17 protein-coding genes are annotated in these 17,888 nt (G+C 42.0%); 7 read left to right on the forward strand and 10 right to left on the reverse strand.

Annotated features, from left to right (window positions below; translation table 11 throughout):
- Position 1 precedes the first annotated feature (1 nt).
- Complete coding sequence (locus JN178_RS04575) at positions 2-1,765, reverse strand: polysaccharide biosynthesis/export family protein (RefSeq protein WP_442859695.1); 1,764 nt, start codon at positions 1,763-1,765, stop codon at positions 2-4.
- Between the two features lie 66 nt (positions 1,766-1,831).
- Positions 1,832-2,230: a hypothetical protein gene (locus JN178_RS04580; RefSeq protein WP_202264064.1), complete on the reverse strand. Its 399-nt coding sequence runs from the start codon at positions 2,228-2,230 to the stop codon at positions 1,832-1,834.
- Positions 2,231-2,624: 394 nt separating this feature from the next.
- Here JN178_RS04580 and wecA point away from each other — a divergent pair, with 394 nt between their 5' ends.
- The 4 genes from wecA to galU all read left to right on the forward strand — a co-directional run bounded on the left by wecA (position 2,625) and on the right by galU (position 6,732).
- Positions 2,625-3,686 carry a UDP-N-acetylglucosamine--undecaprenyl-phosphate N-acetylglucosaminephosphotransferase gene (wecA, locus tag JN178_RS04585; RefSeq protein ID WP_159623695.1) on the forward strand — a complete coding sequence of 354 codons (1,062 nt, stop codon included), beginning with the start codon at positions 2,625-2,627 and terminating at the stop codon, positions 3,684-3,686.
- Positions 3,687-3,811: 125 nt separating this feature from the next.
- Positions 3,812-4,699, forward strand: a complete 888-nt coding sequence (locus tag JN178_RS04590) for a glycosyltransferase (RefSeq protein WP_202264065.1) — start codon at positions 3,812-3,814, stop codon at positions 4,697-4,699.
- Entirely contained in the window at positions 4,696-5,550 is an 855-nt protein-coding gene (locus tag JN178_RS04595; RefSeq protein WP_202264066.1) for a glycosyltransferase family 2 protein, read from the forward strand. The genes JN178_RS04590 and JN178_RS04595 overlap by 4 nt, the downstream gene beginning before the upstream one ends.
- A gap of 288 nt (positions 5,551-5,838) precedes the next feature.
- Positions 5,839-6,732 carry a UTP--glucose-1-phosphate uridylyltransferase GalU gene (gene galU / locus JN178_RS04600; protein ID WP_202264067.1) on the forward strand — a complete coding sequence of 298 codons (894 nt, stop codon included), beginning with the start codon at positions 5,839-5,841 and terminating at the stop codon, positions 6,730-6,732.
- Positions 6,733-6,791: 59 nt separating this feature from the next.
- Here the strand turns inward: galU and JN178_RS04605 are convergent, their stop codons facing one another.
- From JN178_RS04605 to queF, 7 genes are all read right to left on the reverse strand, one after another.
- Positions 6,792-7,109: a ComEA family DNA-binding protein gene (locus tag JN178_RS04605; RefSeq protein WP_202264068.1), complete on the reverse strand. Its 318-nt coding sequence runs from the start codon at positions 7,107-7,109 to the stop codon at positions 6,792-6,794.
- A gap of 231 nt (positions 7,110-7,340) precedes the next feature.
- A complete protein-coding gene (locus tag JN178_RS04610) occupies positions 7,341-8,348 on the reverse strand; it encodes an isocitrate dehydrogenase (RefSeq protein WP_159623685.1) in 1,008 nt (335 codons plus the stop codon).
- A 247-nt stretch (positions 8,349-8,595) separates the two neighbouring features.
- The gene (locus JN178_RS04615; RefSeq protein ID WP_232369693.1) at positions 8,596-10,209 is read right to left on the reverse strand and encodes a histidine kinase; all 1,614 of its coding nucleotides are present in this window, start codon (positions 10,207-10,209) and stop codon (positions 8,596-8,598) included.
- Between the two features lie 6 nt (positions 10,210-10,215).
- On the reverse strand, positions 10,216-10,590 hold the full coding sequence (locus tag JN178_RS04620; protein WP_159623683.1) for a DUF3192 domain-containing protein: 375 nt from the start codon (positions 10,588-10,590) through the stop codon (positions 10,216-10,218).
- A 241-nt stretch (positions 10,591-10,831) separates the two neighbouring features.
- Positions 10,832-12,193: a nucleotide 5'-monophosphate nucleosidase PpnN gene (gene ppnN / locus JN178_RS04625; protein ID WP_202264069.1), complete on the reverse strand. Its 1,362-nt coding sequence runs from the start codon at positions 12,191-12,193 to the stop codon at positions 10,832-10,834.
- An 11-nt stretch (positions 12,194-12,204) separates the two neighbouring features.
- Entirely contained in the window at positions 12,205-13,749 is a 1,545-nt protein-coding gene (locus JN178_RS04630) for a GGDEF domain-containing protein (RefSeq protein WP_202264070.1), read from the reverse strand.
- A 69-nt stretch (positions 13,750-13,818) separates the two neighbouring features.
- Positions 13,819-14,676, reverse strand: a complete 858-nt coding sequence (queF, locus tag JN178_RS04635) for an NADPH-dependent 7-cyano-7-deazaguanine reductase QueF (protein WP_202264071.1) — start codon at positions 14,674-14,676, stop codon at positions 13,819-13,821.
- A gap of 309 nt (positions 14,677-14,985) precedes the next feature.
- On the opposite strand from queF, the gene syd reads away from it, so the two are divergent.
- Positions 14,986-15,558: a SecY-interacting protein gene (syd, locus tag JN178_RS04640; RefSeq protein ID WP_202264072.1), complete on the forward strand. Its 573-nt coding sequence runs from the start codon at positions 14,986-14,988 to the stop codon at positions 15,556-15,558.
- A 10-nt stretch (positions 15,559-15,568) separates the two neighbouring features.
- Here the strand turns inward: syd and JN178_RS04645 are convergent, their stop codons facing one another.
- Complete coding sequence (locus JN178_RS04645) at positions 15,569-15,862, reverse strand: hypothetical protein (protein WP_232369694.1); 294 nt, start codon at positions 15,860-15,862, stop codon at positions 15,569-15,571.
- Between the two features lie 286 nt (positions 15,863-16,148).
- Between JN178_RS04645 and JN178_RS04650 the strand changes: the two genes are divergently transcribed.
- A complete protein-coding gene (locus tag JN178_RS04650; RefSeq protein WP_202264073.1) occupies positions 16,149-16,514 on the forward strand; it encodes a DUF3192 domain-containing protein in 366 nt (121 codons plus the stop codon).
- Positions 16,515-16,826: 312 nt separating this feature from the next.
- The gene (locus JN178_RS04655; RefSeq protein WP_202264074.1) at positions 16,827-17,489 is read left to right on the forward strand and encodes a GNAT family N-acetyltransferase; all 663 of its coding nucleotides are present in this window, start codon (positions 16,827-16,829) and stop codon (positions 17,487-17,489) included.
- Positions 17,490-17,888: the final 399 nt, after the last annotated feature.

A 17,888-nucleotide genomic window follows, 5' to 3' on the forward strand; every position in this document is an offset into this window, starting at 1 on the left:
TCTATCTGTCGATAGCATTTGCTGCAACGGCGATCTGAAAGATAATTTGCGAGACATCTTTAACCGCTTGCATGATTTTGGTGTCGATTGCCGGAAGCACGATAATTTGATCGCCAGGCTGAAGCATTGTGTGCTCGTCAGATAAAAATGTACCGCTGACACTCGCAAACGACACATTACCGTTCTTATGCATGATAAGAATTCGCTCATCTTCAGCGCGCTCTGTAAAGCCTCCGGCCCATGCAACATAATCCTCTGTCGTCGCATCTGGGTTAAATACAACAGATTGCGGTAGCAGTACTTCCCCGCCTACATGAATGAGATCGGTGATCTCAGGTATAACAATGGTGTCATTAGGCTCAAGCAAAATATTTGCAACGTCACCGTTTTCAGACACAACAACGCGGCCTTGGGGCTCGACCTGTCGCGCTCGCGCGATAAAATCTGCAACAAGCTGTGCTTCTTGCGCTCGAATTGTACCCTCACCCGTTGAGCTTATTGGGGCGGTATACATACTTCTTTCTAAGCGTTGCAACCCTTCTTCAATAATTTCTCTTTGCTTTATCGCGACGCTTTCACGCAAAAGGTAGATATTCTGAGTGTCAGATAGTTTAGTATCAACTTCAATGTGATCGAGCACGTCTATTAATCGCGCTCCCTTATCAACCATGACCTGTGAAGCGCCAGAGAAGGCTCCGGCTACGTTTATGCGATAAATTTGCGGTTCGTGATCGGCTACATACTCAACAGTGTCTCCCGCTTTTAAAGGCAAAGATTCAAAGTCTTGGATACTCAGGTAGCGAGCAAATTGTTTATTATTACGCACACCTGCAACAGATGCATGTGAGGCGAATTCACCTGGGCGCGCAAAGTAATTTACCACGCTACCATTTAGCTCTTCATTAAGAAATTCAAAGGTAAAGCTGTTGCGCGCACCAGTTTCAACAACGATGGTATTGCCAATCGGATGCACTAAAATGGTGTCGCCATCTTTAAATGACAATTCTGGTAACTTTCCGTTTCTAAAAAACGCGTAAAGGTCGGCCGTTGCTACCACCTCGCCGTTTCTGACAACATCAATTTGACGAAAACTTCCGCGCTGGAAATCAACGCCACCAGCGCGTTTAAGGTAATAAAGTACGCTATCAGACGCCAAGCCAGCGTATTGACCAGGGCGCAAAACGGGGCCAGAAACAAATACTGAAACAGGGGTTGAGGTAAGCAGATTGACATAAATATTTACGTCATTGGTGTAGACTTGTTTGATTCTGCTTGTCACCGTTTGATTTACACTACCTGCTGGTGTATTTGCTACGCTTATTGGCCCGATATTGGGAATAAAAATATTCCCTTGATTGTCTACGGTGACTACATTTGAAAAATTGACCGCACCCCACAAATAAATAGCGATTTTATCACCCGGCGCAACAAGGTAGTTATCGTTTAAGCCTGAGGTTCTCTCAGACTCAAAACCACCGATGAATAGATTAGCCGCAAACGGAGGGTTTTCCATTGGGGCTTGAGCGGGAAATACCGTATCAATAGTAGGCTCGCCAGGCAGACGCATGCCGTTTCTAGGCTGCGTAGAAAATTGGCCCATGGTGCTCTCAACGCCAGTCGCGCCAGGAAGTGTGCGCTGGCTAGAAATATCTAATGGCGATATTGGTCTTGCAGCATTCGATGTTGTGTCGTTTTGCTGTGCACGCTGACGCAACTCTTGCAATTGTTCAATAGACTGCGCGTTTGTTACAAGAGACGTTGTCATGGAAAAAGCGCAAAAAGATAGCAGTAGCGGCGTAATTATTTTTTTCATTGTTAAACTCTCCACGGATTACTTCGCAGCCAAGGATGATGACTCCACTAATGGTGCAATGACCTTCCATTGACCATTTCGTTGACACGTGGTTAATCGATTTTCAATTTCTGTTTTTTGTATCTCACTGTCCCGTAACATAAAGCGAATACATTTATTACCAGTAGCCGAGATATAGTATTTATAAGCATTGTATTGCTGACCATTAAAAAGTATCTCGAATGATTCTTGGTTATTGAATAATAGATTGGCTTTGGGAATATTAATTGCATGTTCTGAGTCTGGCGTTAATGAGTAAGCCAGAGATGAATGCACCAGTGGAATATCGGCATGCGTCGCTTTGGGGGCGCTTGTACACCCGCTTACGCTGATAGTAAGCACGACTGGAAGAATATAGCGCGTAATTTGTTTTAACATTAGCTTTGATATCCATATAGCAATTTGGCGCTAGGATACCACAAGTTTATGAAAAAGCATGTTTGTAGAAATGTCTGTAAGCGTTTTTGGAGTGACTGTAATACAGTTGCTAGGCTCTTTTTGCGAGTATGAAATGACCACAATGGCTCTAAAAAACAAATTTGTGTTGCGTTGAAGCAGTTATTTTTACATGAGAGGGTGGTGAGCAGCGTAAATGTCTTATATCATAGTACAGTTTTCTATCCACAAACTCATAATAACGAAACCCTCATGATGTTGGATGAAATGGAAGTTGTAAATAAATGGAATCGATAGCATTTTTAAAATCTAAATTATTTAGCTTGCTGCAAACGTTCTGGAATGGAATTAGCGGAGGCTCGAGGTTGTACGTTTTATGTTAGCATATTTGCAGTTTGTACCTCTTTTTACTGCATTTTTTGTGGCTCTCATACTATTAGTTGTGATGACGCCGCTAGCGCATCAATTTGGTTTGGTTGATCAGCCCTCTGCGCGAAAACGCCATTCAGGTATAGTCCCGTTGACGGGAGGCGTAGCCATTTTTATGGCAGTGTTGGTGGCAAGTGTTGCCACTGATGTCTGGATGAAAAATGATCCACTCTTTTTTACTGCGTCTGCATTTGTTGTTTTGCTGGGTATGTTAGATGATCGCTTTGACTTAAGTGCAAAGGGACGTCTTATGTGTCAGTTCGGCGTTGCCGCTATAATGGCGTGGAGTGCGCAAAACTATATTACATCATTAGGAAATATCTTTGGCACTGGTGATGTAGTGCTTGGTATCGGCGGGTATTTTTTCACTATCATCTGTGTAGTAGGCGTTATTAACGCGTTCAATATGATTGATGGAATTGATGGTCTAGCCGGCGGAATGAGTTTGGTTATTTTGTTGACGGTTGCTGGCTTTTTGATAGCTACAGGCAATGGCGCGTCGATCATGGAACCACTTATTATAGTCGCCGCTATTGTACCTTTTCTTGCATTTAACTTAAGTTGGAAGGGGTTCAAAGGCAATAAGATATTTATGGGCGATGCGGGCAGTATGTTCGTTGGTCTCACCATTGTTTGGTTGTTGGTTGATCATACACAGAATGAAGCAGCAGCGTTTAGGCCAATTACAGCGGTGTGGCTAGTAGGCCTTCCCTTGATGGATATGGCCGCGATTATGTATCGCAGGGCGAGAAAAGGGCAGTCTATGCTTAAGCCCGATCGTCAGCATTTGCATAATATTTTTATGCGTGCAGGACTCAGCAGCAGAAAGTCACTAGTTGCCATTCTAATGCTGGGGGCGTGCTATTGCCTCATTGGTATTTTAGGTGAGGTATATCAAGTGCCAGAACCCGTAATGTTTTGGGGCTTTATTGGTATGCTCATCGTATATAGCTTAGTTATCCAACACATTTGGAGTGTGTTGCGTTTCGTTAAACGGTTTACCGCATAGCTTCAGCAAAGTCATGGAATCCTCTGTATTTTCTCTGTAACATGCTGTTTTTAAAAAGCGCAGTGTTCTGCGCTTATTGTGTTTTTCCTTAGCATTGTTACTACTTCTAGCCTTGGTGTCTTTATTTGAAAAATCAATTTGCCATTCTCAATAACAATTTTAAATATGAGAAAGTAGAGACCATAGTGGCTATGTCTGTCTATGAGGCAGATAATGCAGAGTGGTTAAATGAGGCCATCGAAAGTATTGAGCACCAAACTTACCGTGATTTCTTGTTTATCATCGTGCTCGATGGCCCAGTTCCTGATTCAATACTGGAGTCAGTGACCGCGGCATCTGCACGCGATGAAAGAATTGTTCTCGTCTCTAGTGAAGAGAATAAGGGCTTGGCTACGGCAATGAATTTTGCCATTGATTTTGGCTTAAAATATCAGCCTTCCTATTTTGCTCGAATGGATGCGGACGATGTCTCTGAAGTAAATCGCCTTTCTCGGCAAGTACACTATTTAAAGCGCCACAATAATATTTCGGTACTCGGTTCAGCATTAACAGAAATTAACGAGCGAGGTAAAAAGGTTGGCGCACGGGTTATGCCTGCATCGCATCGCCAGATTGTCAGAATTCTACCTAGACGTTGTTCACTTAACCACCCAACCGTTGTTGTTCGATATAATGTGTTCACTGATGGGCATCGATATGATGGGCAGCTACGTAACACGCAAGACTACTTCTTATGGATTCGACTGGCTTCTAAAGGTTATGTTTTCAGGAATCTAAAAGACAGGTTGCTGAAATTTAGACGAGTCAATAATTTCTATAAACGTCGAGGTCTGAGTAAATCTCTCAATGAATTTAAGGCTCGACTCTACGCAATAAAAGCGCTGAGACAGTACTCCTTTTACAACCTTTTCTATGCGTGCGGTGTATTATCTTTACGCATAATGCCAGGAAAAGTTGTAAAATTAGCATACAAGGTAGATAGACATTTCTTAGAAAGGTTTGGAAAGCATTGAACGCGGGTATTGTAGTCATTTTGTATCATCCAGATATTGCGCATATTAATCACTTTGTTGGTATGTTCGATACAAGCTTATGGCCAATATTGCTTGTCGACAATTCTCCAACATCTTGTGAAGCGCAAATCAAGGGCAATATAACTTATATACATTGCCCCAAGAATGTGGGCATTGCTGAGGCACAGAATATTGGGTTAAGAGCGTTATTTTCGACGTCATGCAATTATGCTTTTTTACTCGACCAAGATAGCCTTTTTACGCCTGACGTCGCTTTGATGCTTTTTGAACAATTCAAAGACGTAGAAAACAAAGCGGCTATTGCTGCGCTTGGCCCTTCTATCTTCTGCCAGTTTTCAGAGTGTGTTGACCAAGGCGTTCTCCAGAAGGGTAAAGCGTATTCGGCATGTTTGAAGGAAGTAAAACAGATCATCGCCTCTGGAATGTTATTATCTAAGCATGCGTTTGAATGCGTAGGTGAAAAAGAGACAGGACTGTTTATTGACGGGGTTGATCACGAGTGGTGTTGGCGCGCGCGAAGCAAGGGGTTTAAGGTTTTTCAGTCTCAAACTGCGTGTATGCCCCACCGCCAAGGTGACGCACGTGTTAAAGTGATGGGGGTGACTTTCAAGCAAGGCTCACCAATTCGCCTCTATTATCAATTTCGCAATGTCCTTACACTGGCAAACAGAAGTTATGTACCGCTTTATTGGAAATGTCGTCATCTTTTAGCAATACCTTTGCGTTACCTTGTTAATAGGTACTGCTTTGAGCAAGGCGATTTACGTGGCACTTACATGCGTAAAGGTCTCCTAGATGGCGTGAAAAAACGCTCAGGCCCAATTGGCTAAGTTGCAATACTAAATGTGGTAAATGAGAGACACTTTACGAAATTTTTACTAGAATCACTTTCACCATTTTAGTGCATTCGCTAGAATTGAGCGCAAAAAAAGTGCTTGTTATGGTAAAAAATTAGCCAAATGCCCTGTTTTAATACAATGGCGTACCAAAATGGTAATTGGAACACCCATTGCATTACCTAAACGAGTAATGATAGATAATTCGAACACGATCTTGAAAATTGGCCACGAAATGTGTCATTGGCGTGTGACTAGGATTTTAAAAAAGGATATTAACTTATGAGTCAGGTTAAAAAAGCGGTCATCCCTGTTGCAGGTTTGGGTACACGAATGCTTCCAGCCACCAAGGCAATTCCAAAAGAGATGCTTCCGGTTGTTGATAAACCATTAATTCAGTATGTCGTTAGTGAATGTGTTGCAGCGGGCGTCAAAGAAATAATTCTGGTTACTCATGCAAGTAAAAACAGTATCGAAAACCACTTTGATACATCATTCGAGTTAGAAGCTACCCTTGAAAAGCGTGTAAAACGTCAGTTGCTAGAAGAAGTGCAATCAATCTGCCCGAAAGGCGTAACGATTATGCAAGTTCGTCAAGGTGTTGCCAACGGTCTTGGCCACGCTATTTTGTGTGCTCGTCCAGTTATTGGCGACGCTCCCTTTGCCGTAGTACTTCCAGACGTCATCATTGATGATGCTGCAAGCGATCCTAAAAAGGATAATTTAGCGGATATGGTCGCTAAGTTTAATACGAGCCGCGTAAGTCAGGTAATGGTTGAACAGGTACCACAAGAAGATATTTCAAAGTTTGGTATTGCCGACTTAGATGGTGCATCTATAGCACCTGGTGAATCAGCTAAAATCCATAAAATGGTAGAAAAGCCGCCATTGGATGAGGCTCCGTCTGACTTAGCCGTAGTGGGGCGTTATGTGCTTTCTGAAAAGATTTGGGACTTACTTGAATTCACACCGCCAGGCGCGGGGGGAGAAATTCAGCTAACAGATGCTATTGATGCGCTGATGAAACTTGAACAAGTTGATGCCTATTACATGAAAGGTAAGAGCCATGATTGTGGTAGTAAGCTAGGTTATATGAAAGCAAACGTAGAGTACGCACTTCGTCATCCAGCACTTGCAGATGACTTTAAAGAATACCTTGCTTCTGTTGTTGGCTAGCGCCACTTTAGTTTACAACTCCTATTGAAAATGCGCCTACTTAGGCGCATTTTATATTTCTACGGTTTTACTTCTACATACTGTTGTATTTTCGACAACATTTTCTCGCCAATTCCTTTTACTTGCGTAAGTTGCGCAACTTCCAGAAAGGGGCCAATCTCTTCTCGATATTTAATAATCGCTTGTGCTTTAGCGCTACCTACGCCAGGCAGAGAGGTTAGCTGCTCAATAGAAGCATTGTTGAGGTCAATTCGCTTGCTCGTCACCTCACTGTATGCAGAAGGGCTGTCATCATCATTGAATACTGCCGCTGTTGCTACAGGTGATTGTATTGTTATTGCTACTAATGCAGCTAAACCAATTAGTCTTTTCTTCATTGTCATTCCTTGTCATGCATTTGTAATGCTGTTGTTCCGTGAAGGGCACGCATTACATCGTAGTAGATTTGCGTACAAAATGTGTACAAGTGAGATGGTACGAAGTTTGAGAGAAAAAGGTAGACCAGTTTTAGTACAGTTTTATCGAGGGTAAAAAAATAGCGAGCACACGCTCGCTATTTTAAATGTGAATATCACATGGTTACTGCTAGTTGCAGTAACCAATGATCTTTATAGACGCTCTAGAAGCGCTTCTGTGAATTCTGTAGTACCAGCTTCACCACCAAGATCGCGAGTAGTACGATCACCCGTTTCAATCACATCTTTAAGTGCTGCGCGAATCTTCTCAGCTTTGTCACCCATGTTAAGGTATTCAAGCATTTGCGCAGCAGCAAGAATTACTGATGTAGGGTTTGCAAGGTTCTTACCTGCGATATCTGGTGCAGAGCCGTGTACGGCTTCAAAAATTGCACAATCTTCGCCGATGTTCGCACCAGGTGCCATACCAAGACCACCTACAAGACCTGCACAAAGATCTGAAAGGATATCACCAAATAGGTTGGTAGTTACGATTACGTCGAACTGATGAGGGTTCATAACAAGCTGCATACAGCAGTTATCTACGATCATCTCTGCAGATTCAATATCTGGGTAACGCTCACCAACTTCACGGGCTACTTTTAGGAACAAACCTGAAGTTGATTTAAGGATATTTGCTTTGTGAACAGCGGTTACTTTCTTGCGACCTTCACGGCGAGCAAGCTCATAAGCAAAAGTAACGATCTTTTCTGCGCCGTCACGAGTAATTTTACTCATTGCTTCAGCTTCATTACCGTCTTCAGAAACAACCTGACCAAGACCTGAGTACATGCCTTGCGTGTTTTCGCGAACCGTAATGATATCGATGTCTTCATAACGGGCTTTGGTGCCTTTGAATGACATTACAGGGCGAAGGTTCGCATACAGTTTGAACTGCTTGCGAAGGCTTACGTTAATTGAGGTGAAGCCTTCACCTACCGGCGTAGTTAGAGGACCTTTTAGTGCAACTTTGTTTTTTGCAATAAGGTCTAGCGTTTCTTGTGGTAGAAGCTCACCGTGCTCTTCTAATGCCACTAAACCTGCATCGGCATAATCATAGGCAAAGTCACAGCCAACCTTATCTAGAATTTTTGTGGTTGCATCGATAATGTCCGGGCCAATGCCGTCGCCACGAATGACTGTAATGCGTTGCTGAGTCATGTTGAGGGATCCTCTGATAATTCTGTTGTCAAAATCGTTAGGTTTAAATTGTAGTCTGGCGAGCGAAATGCGCCAAAGTCTGCCTGCTAGCTTATTATAATTGATTTTGTAGGGATGTTGCGTAAAGCAGCGCAAAAGTTGCCGTATTTTATACGATAGTCGGCGCAAGTTATAGCCACTTATCGAGATTTATTCGCATAAACCGTATTTACAAAAATGATGAACAATAAAGGTCGATGTACCTTTTTTAAGCGAGCGGGCAGAAAAGTAGCGCCGATTGGGATGTGATTATTGATTGTATGTCTTTTTGACTAAGCGAAAGTTGATTTAAAAGTGTTTTAAACGTGATGTCTTGGCCTAAAGCAAAAATGTTGCCATGAAATAGACTGATTTTTCCAAGTGCAAACGCCAGTTGCATGAGTGCGTGTTCTTTTCTCAATGACGATGGAATCTCTTCATTTTGCTTGTTGCAGTGATGAATAACGGCACGCCATGTGGCACTTTGATGCCAGTTCCCAGCAAGCTCACCTGCACTCGTTATCCAAGGTATCTCACTCTTAACGTGAAAAGCGTGATTAAATGAAAAGGGGTTTTCTAGGTTTACTGGAAGCTTACGCGCTATTTTCAAACCAGGTAGGGTAAAAAGCGGAGAGCACAAAAATGTCATTGTTAGCGCTGCAGATTGAGGGCTGAATTTGGTATTGGTCATACTGGCAAGGGAGCTGGCTATTGCGCAGCAAACCAATGTGAATTGCTTGCACGTTGACATAAGTGGAAATTGTTTTTGCGTGAGCCTTTCCATCAAAGCAAACTGAACGAGCATGTCGCCAACGCGTTCAATGCCATAGGTCATCACGGCCTGTTTTATATTTTTAACCTGTAACTGTAGCCGGTTGTCCTGACTTGCGGTGTGCATTAGAAATCGGTTAAAGGATTCAACGTTTTCTATTTTCTCGCACAGTGACGGAATTTCGCAATCCCGCTTTTGTAACTCATCTATGATGGCGGTAAGTGAAGCAGGCGGTGCTTGAATTGCATATGTGGCTGGTAGAAATCCGTTTCCTCCCTTGTACTGTCTGTTGTCAGAGGTTTGGGAATATAAGGCTACCAAGTGTTCGTAGGGTATAAATAGCGGTTTTGGAAACATCAAACGAGTGAAAGGTTGCCATGTGCCATCTATATCATTATCACTTAATGCAATAACAAAAGCGTGATCTTTCTGGATATCAACAACCACGCCAGCCTTGCCGCCAACGAACACTTTCGCTCCAGGACCGGCGCGTGTAAAAAGCGTAGCGAGATTTGATACGAGCGCTCTGTGTAATGGAGCAATATTACGAACGACAATTTCAAATATCGTACTGGCACTGGAATTGACACTCCTTGTTGCGCACAATCGCGAAATTACACTCAAACGTTGCGCTTGCGTTAACCGCAAGTCAGCCAAGATACGACGTAAACTAGCACTATTAGCAAATGCTTTCTGCAATCGAATGATATCGCGCCAGACAAACAATTGGCGCTTGGTTAAAAAGCTTATAAGTGCTTTGCGTTCCTCGTGCACGTTATTCGTGGTGATCCAGTGCGTTGCAAGTAGTGCGGCAATAATGTGTTGAAGGTAGTGCTCGTTAAACTGATTTAATTTTCCAAATAACGCGAGCAATAACACATGCCGTGAAATTTCACCCATCGGTGTTTCAATATGAATGATAGGTACAACAATAGCGGGATCACGGTTAACTATTGTTAAAATCCGTTTCGCATTCTTGAGCCAGTGATTAACACACTGGTCTATTGGCGTTGAATGTTTGGGAGGGTGTACAAGACGCGAAAGGGCGGAAATGATATTGTTCACTTCCATTTAAACTCAACTATTTTGATAGCTTGAGTAGGCCCCTTCACCCCACGCTATGAGCTTATCATTCTCAAATAAAAGCGGTGTGCATTCGTCTTGGGTTGTTAATCCGTCTGCTCTAACGTGTTGGGTTCTAAAGAACATAACTTGAATAACGGTCGCGCCTTGTTGTTTCGCTTCCGTAATATCTGGCGTACCAAGCAGAGCGAGCACCTCTTCACGGGTGCTACCGAGTTTTAGCTTGGTAATTTGAACACGGTTGTATTCTTCACGGTCTTTCCAGTCCATATTTTCAGGTTTGTCTGGATAAAATGCGATGACCATAAAAACAAACACCGCATACAATGCAATGCCAGCCAAAATTAAACGAATAACTTTGCTATTCATAACCGTTACTTCTCGTGTTCTTAACGCTATGTAGAGGCGCGTTTTTAGCCCATATAGTCGTTAAAACCCTATGAGCGTATAAAAATATAAGATAACAAATACAGGCAGATCGTTACTGTAGGCACACGGCATAGCAAATTCGGTAACAATCTATCAGTTAGTGTAACCTAAATTTGTCTGTAAACATAAGTGCCAAACGTAAGCAAATGCGTCGTGTTATGCTAAAAATGTAAAAAATTGCTTATGCTTCTTTAACCACGTAGCAGGGTTTGTAAGCAGAGCCTGGTAATTTCATTCGATGTTGAGCAACAAACGATTCAAGCAAAGTATCTACTTTCTGCATTAACATTGCATCACCTGTAATCTCAAAAGGTCCGCGTTCTTTAATCTGTTTTATACCCTCTGCTTTAACGTTACCCGCGACTATACCCGAAAACACTTTTCGTAAATTTGCTGCTAAATCACTTTTACTTTGATCGTGGTTAAGTTGAAGTGCAGCCATACTTTCGTGTGTTGGCACAAAGGGCTGTTGAAAATCGGTTTCAATTTTGAGTGACCAGTTGAAACTGAAAGCATCGCCCATAGCCCCCCTAAATTTTTTCACTTTTTCTAAACCTGTGCACAGTATTCGTGCTACTTCTTCAGGATCATCCACAACAATTTGATACTTAGCCTGGGCTTCGCTACCTAGTGTTTCACCAATAAAAGTATCGATTGCCTCGAAGTAGCCTTCACTGCCAGCGGGGCCCGTCAGTACTACTGGAAAGGGCTGTTGTGCGTTGCGCTCATTCATTAAAATTCCCAAAAGGTACAGTAGTTCCTCTGCCGTACCTACACCACCAGGAAATACGATAATACCGTGTCCCAAGCGAACAAATGCTTCAAGACGTTTTTCAATATCCGGCATGATGATAAGTTCGTTTACAATAGCATTAGGTGGCTCAGCTGCAATAATACTTGGTTCTGATATGCCAATATAGCGACCTGATTTATGTCTTTGTTTGGCATGACCTATAGTGGCACCTTTCATTGGCCCTTTCATGGCACCAGGGCCGCAGCCGGTACAAATATGCATATCGCGCAAGCCCAGTTGGTAGCCCACTTCTTTTGTGTACTTATATTCAACCTGATTGATTGAATGGCCGCCCCAACATACGATAGTATTTACTCCATCGTTGCCTTCAAGTGCCTGTGCGTGGCGTAACATGTCAAATACCATATCGGTAATTTCAGAACTGTCGGCTGGGTGAGCTTGATGCAGAAACGCATATTTGTTGCCCATATAAAGCAAGTCACGAAGAACCGCAAACAAGTGTTCATGTACACCTCTGACCAACTTATCGTCAACGAAAGCAACTTCTGGCGGGTTCACAAGTTCAATCTTAACGCCTCGCTCTCTTCGAATCAGTCTGATATCGAAATTTTCATATGGTGCAAACAGGGTTTCGTAATTGTCTTCATCAACACCACTGTTGAGTACCGCTAAACTACAATTCCTGAACATAGAGAAAAGTTCACTATTGGTCGTGTCTTGCAATTTAGCGACTTCAACTTGAGAGAGCTGGCTCATTGAGCCAACAGGGTTAAGCTGCACTTTTTTCATACATCTGCGTCCTATTGCGCAGTACTTAAGTCCGTCACTACGCGATTACGGCCATCTCGTTTGGCTTGATAGAGATACTCGTCTGCGCGCTCAAAAACGGATTCAGTACTGTCATTTGTATTGAAACACGTAGCGCCGAAAGAGGCGGTTATCTTGACTTTTTCCTGCTTAAACTTGAAAGGCATTGAAGCGAGTTTATTGCGTAACGCGTTGAGTTTATCTTCTACCATTTCAATGGTGGTATCTGGGAAGAGCATAACAAACTCTTCTCCGCCCCAGCGTGCAATAAACTCTGGGCGTTTTAAATGCTGTTTTAAAAATTTACTCACTACTTGAAGTGTTTTGTCACCAGCAGCATGACCAAATCTATCGTTAACTGACTTAAAGTGATCAATATCGACAACCGCAACCGCCAGGGGTTTACCGGATTCTTTATATTGCGCAAAGGCCTCATCTAACTTCTCATTGTACGCTTGTCTATTTGGTAAACGTGTAAGTGAATCGGTGCGACTTTGCATTACTTGTTCAGCAAGTTTTTTCTTGTATACACTTGTTTGCTGTTGCAGCGTATTTATCTTTTCCTGCATAGAAGAAAGCAACGCCATCAAAGCCTCTTGGCCTTGTTCATCGTTGTTTTGTTGTTCACTAAGTGTGTTAACAAGGTTCTGCACACAAAATTGAGTTTGTTCTTTAAGCGTCTCTAACGAATCGCTTACTGAGACGGCTTCTTCAATACTATCTATATGAGACTTTAGTTGCTCATTACCCGCTTTGCGCTGTTCGAACTGGCTTTGGCTGCCCTTTATACTCTCACCAACTTCATCATTAATCTGACCCAGTGAGTTATGTAGGCTCTGAATTACTTTTCCGGTGAAACTGGCCTCTGACATAGCGTCCTGCACAATCATACGTAAAATAACAACGCAACTTTTCAGTAACTGATCTTCGTCCATGCCTTGTTCTAGTCGCTGCTTGATATCCATAAGTTGTTTATCATTAGGCTTTTTTTGTGCATACGACGCTATCAATTGATTCAGTTCAACCAATATAGAGCGGTAGTGTGGGTTTTCATTTTGTGTAGAACTACTCGTTCCCGGGTCTGGCGTTATTTCTTTTTCAGAATGTTTTAGGCCGACAATTTTCTTGTTTAGTGCAATGCGGTGAAGTGCTATAGCCTTTGCGAAAAGTTTATAAATTCCAAAAATATCGTTATGTGGTTGATTTAACTTAATAAGCTCATTGGTGGTAAGAGTCTTTAGCTCTTCATCTTCAAAAACAATCTTCTGCAATTGCTTCATTGCGTCTTCAAGTGAAGAGAGCGTTTCGACACTGTATTTTCTAAGCGTTACTTCTTGATGTTGAAGCGCTTTATTTAGCTTATCAATACTAACTGCAGCAAGGCTGAAGTTAGGGGTGCCAGAAAGGTGGCCGCGCAACGTCCGAAGTTCGTCATCAAGTTTGTCGGAGAAACCTTCATAAAACGCTGAGAGCCTCACAATAAATTGGCAAAGAAGCGCGTTATTTTGTTTTAGAGCCTGTAGTTGTTTTGCTTCCATTATTTTCGTCTTTATAATTTAGCTTAGCCTGAAACGAGTAACTAGTGCTGCAAGTTAACAACTCACAAGCTACTGGCGTGCTTGACGGTGATTCCCATAAGGCGCTTCAAAATTAGAACGGAAAGGATTGATATCCAAACCGCCTCTTCGTGTATAACGTGCGCACACTGTTAACTTTTCTGGGGCACAGTGTTGCATAATGTCATTATATATACGCTCAACACATTGTTCGTGGAACTCATTATGTTGGCGAAAACTAATCAAGTATTTCAGTAAACCTTCTCGATTAATTTTATTGCCTTCATATCTTATTTGAATACTAGCCCAATCTGGCTGACTTGTGATCAAACAATTTGATTTAAGTAGATGAGATACAAGCGTTTCACTAACAATCTCAGTTGAAGGTGATAACGATAAATACTGTGTATTGGGCGAATAGTCAGTAATTTCTATATCCAAATCATCCAACAGTTCTCCTGCAAACTCCCTAAACTCCAGTTGCCCAAATGCACTAGGCAAAGTGAGTGTTACTTCCACGGGTTCGCCGGCGCAAGCAGAAAGGTCTTTGGTTAACGTCGCTTTTACGTCATCTGCAGAGTTAAATTTAGTTTGATTGAAACTGTTTAAGTACAGTTTAAATGATTTAGACTCTATTAGGTTTTCAGACGAAATCGGAACATTACACTCAAGGATAGCAACATGAGGCTTACCCTTCGCGTTTAGCCAAGAAAGCTCATAGCCAGTCCAAGTGTCAACACCAGTGAAAGGTAGCGATTCACCAAGGCTTAATGTATCGCGACTTAAGCTTCTTGGTACGCCTTGTAGCAAGCCGGGGTTGTACTCGTATTCGTACTCAACTTGTTTTCCTAACGAAAGATCATCAGGTGCTTGAATTGAAATTTTCTCGAATGTGTTATCCGTTGACATACTAACCTTTATAAACATCATTGGTATGGGCTTCACGTTTTGCAAAACCAAAGCTACCAAAACGAAACTGATATTGAAGAACGTACTACGTACTATAGGTATAGTGTACCCCAAAATAGTAAGAGCGTGTTGACCTTTGCGGTACACGGTTCGCATATTTCATGCGAGTTTCAGGCAATAAACAAGGTACGTGGTTTGGTTATTCCAAATAAGCGCCTAGTGAAGTAGTATGACGCTCGCTTGGGTAAACCTTGCAAGCAGCTGCAAAAACGTAGCACAAAGGTCAGCGCGTTCTATGGTAACTTCACAATGACACTAACTATAACTGAACAATTAGATAATTTTGTATCATCTTATGTCGAGCTCGGTGAGCCGGACAAACTTGTTATACCTTACGATGAAGAGTGGCCTTCAGAATGTTACGTTGAAAATGAGCCTGGTATGGCGAGTAATCAAGGCAATAGCAAAGAAAGAGGCATGGTTGCATGGAGGCCAGTGCGTCAAACTGAGACACTTTCTTTTAGCAATGTTGAAGACGCAATGTCGCTTACTCTCGACCCGCAATACTGTGTGTTTTTCACTCGCTACTTTAGTGACAGTTTAAAAGCAACCGCTCCACAAGGTGAATGCGAACTTCTTCAAGTGTGGAATAAAGACGATTTTGTGCGACTGCAGCAAAACCTCATCGGTCATTTATTGATGAAGCAACGTCTTAATCAAGCGCCAACTTTGTTTTTCGGATTAACAGACGAAGAAGATTTCATTTTGACAGTTGTTAATGAGACGGGGGAAGTTGCTCTTGAACAGGTTGGTAAACCTGCACAAAAGATTCTTGCGCCGTCACTTGCTCATTTTATCGCTGACTTGAGCCCGAGGCTCTAAACAGCAGAAATTATTTTGGTTTGTTAAGCAATGCTGAAAGGGATTGCTTCAACGCTGCCACTTCTTGTTCCAGAATTATCACGCGCCTTTCTAACGCCGACTCGTGCGTTTCTTTATTCTTAGTCGGGACGTGCTGTGAACCTAGTTCACTTTCCTTCGACGCATTAAAGCGTTTAATCGCATCAATAGCATCTGTAACAGAAGCCTTAAAGGGGGCTTTCGAGCGAAGCATTCCTACTGAAGGCGTTTTACCCTCACTATGCATTTTTTGGCAGATGATAATAAGCTGTTGAATGTTGTCCATAAAATTCGCAATGAAAAGTACGTAATGACTAGTGTAAACGGGTATTGCGGTCAATTTAACTAAAATTTTGTCATATTCACCAATTTTCTTGACGAAATATGTGTTGCTTATTTGAATAATTTAATTAAATCAATGTGTTATATTTTGGCGCCATTCTTGATTGTATCTGGTTACGAATCTAACTCAAAAGAACGCATTAAAAGCTCGATAATCAGTAGTATTCAGTTACCGTTCATTCGAGCTTCAGTAAATTTAAAAAAGTAAAATGTTTCAACAAGGAAAACACATGAAAACGCTTCTTATTTCAGCTGCTTTGGCTTCTTCAGTACTTATTTCTGGTTGTGTGGTATCTGTCGGTGGTGGTTCAGACAGCCACTATGGTGCAGATTGGGAAGATAGAGAGTTCAATAACCGCAAACATATTGCTAATTTGGAGACAGGCACAGCATATGAAAGTGTTTTACGCAAAATGGGTGTAGCTGACTTTAACGAATTATTTGAAAAGCAAGATGGTACATACCGCGTGCTTTATTATCGTACCCAAAAAACAATGGGCGATGGCATTACAACCAAAGATGAGTGCACACCGCTGGTCTTCAAAAATGGTAGTCTGATTGGTTGGGGAGATAGTGCATACAGTCTCATGCACTAATACCGATTAATGATATTGGCCTTTGAGAGAACGCCCTATTGCTTGTTCTAGGGCCTTTAGCGAAAAGGTCAATATCTCATTCTAGTCTTATTTCTTCCTTTTTTTTCTTTCCTTTCTAGCTTTGGTTCCTCGTAGTTGTTATTGGTTTTAACAAAAAGTTAACATTTGTTGTTTTTTAGCGTAGGCTAAAGTTTAATCAAGGGCGCTGTTTGTTTGTGTGTACTAAACTCATCGCCTAATAAGTAAGTAAAAATGGTGTGTCGTATCATTTTGCTCAACCTATAATGCTTGCCGGACAGTGAGGAACTCTTCATGACAACAAACGCTTCTACAAATGCAATAGCGCCAATTCATGAGAGCGTTAAAGCGGTCTATCTGTGTGTGGATGATCTGAAAGTCGCGGCATCGATTTTGTATAATGCCTATGTTGATGACCCACTTTTTGTCGAGATCTTTCAAGCAGAAAAAGAAGGGTACGAAAGTCGACTTCGCTCAGCTATTCGCGAAGAATTAAATGCCTTTTGGGTAGCAGAACAACCCATGATTGGATTATTTGATGATGACCGTTTAATAGCCTTGGCGTGCCTTACCTCACCCGATGCTGCTTTTGGCTCTGGCCGTTACTGGCATTGGCGTCTAAGAATGCTATTAACTGCCGGTTTGTTTGGTACTAAGCAAATGCTTCAAAAAGAAGAAAAAGTGCGCGCATTGGTACCAGCAGACAACTTTCACATGCTGAGCTTTATTGCGGTCCACCCAGATTATCAAGATCATGGTTTAGGTCATATTTTGCTTGGCGCAATCGACAGCGTTGTTGACGAAGATAATAAGAGTGAGGGGGTGGCGGTCTTTGTCACAGTACCTAAGCATCGCTCTTTCTTTGGTGACGATAATTACAGCGTAGTGGGAAATCTGACGCTTTCTCATGTTAATGGTGAAGTCATGTTTAGAGCGCAAAGAAAGTCATCTCATTAACAGAATTTTCGTTCGCTTTTTGTACTTTCGGTCTCAGAAAAGTATGTTGGTGAGCGACCAACACTTTTCTGTATTCATCCCTTTCTCCCTAACGTCCCATTCGTTTGTAAGACATTTCCTACAAAATATGTGAGTGATCTTACCTTTTTTTTGAAGTTTAAAATTATACTAAAGTATAAAGTGTTTGATTTTTATCGTTTTTTTATTCATTAGCCGAAAGTAGAAGAAAATAGTTCATTAAAATCGTGTAATTCCATATGGCGGTAATAATTAGAAGGGATACTATGAACATGTCACAGGGAATCACGACGAGTCAGGAAGATTTAACAGGGACGACCTAGGACAACTTAAGGATGAGAATCTCACAAGGCGGTGGGTACAGGAAAAGGAAACACAGCG

It is taken from the genome of Alteromonas sp. KC3 (genome assembly GCF_016756315.1).
GTDB lineage: Bacteria > Pseudomonadota > Gammaproteobacteria > Enterobacterales > Alteromonadaceae > Alteromonas.